Raw genomic sequence first — 454 nt, 5'->3', positions numbered from 1 at the left:
CAAGTAAACTGTTTGAATTAATAGATAAATTCAGGCATGAAAGTGTATTAGAAAAAATATCATATATTAGGAATCGTCAAGGGTTACCGGTTAATGAGGTTGGGGCAGATGAGTTATTAACGGAAGCTGTAGCATCTGGCGCTTTACCAACTAATTCAGTTACTTCAACTGGTGGTGAACAATTCTTTATATTCACTCCAAACTTAGGGGTGAAAATATATGAAAAAGATATAATGAAAAAAGCAAGACAAATTGTTGCTTCCGTAAGATATGGAGAAAATTTTGCACAAATAACTAAAATAATAAGCGCTAAAAGAGTATTAAAAGCGTTACTAAGAAGAGGGCAAATTGGTGACCACAGTGAAAATATCCATCAATATGCTATGTTAATTGAAATGGGGTTAGTTTACCCGAGACCAGCATATTATGGTCACACAATCCATTTAAATAATAC

1 protein-coding gene is annotated in these 454 nt (G+C 33.3%); it reads left to right on the top strand.

Annotation, left to right across the window (positions count from 1 at the left end):
- Positions 1-454: hypothetical protein (locus AC1DJR_RS33405; RefSeq protein ID WP_477004613.1), on the top strand; the 454-nt coding region annotated here is incomplete at both ends.

Source organism: Bacillus sp. 05T31 (assembly GCF_056396725.1).
Note: the sequence above shows the minus strand (reverse complement) of the source record. Positions and strands in the feature narration are given on the sequence as shown.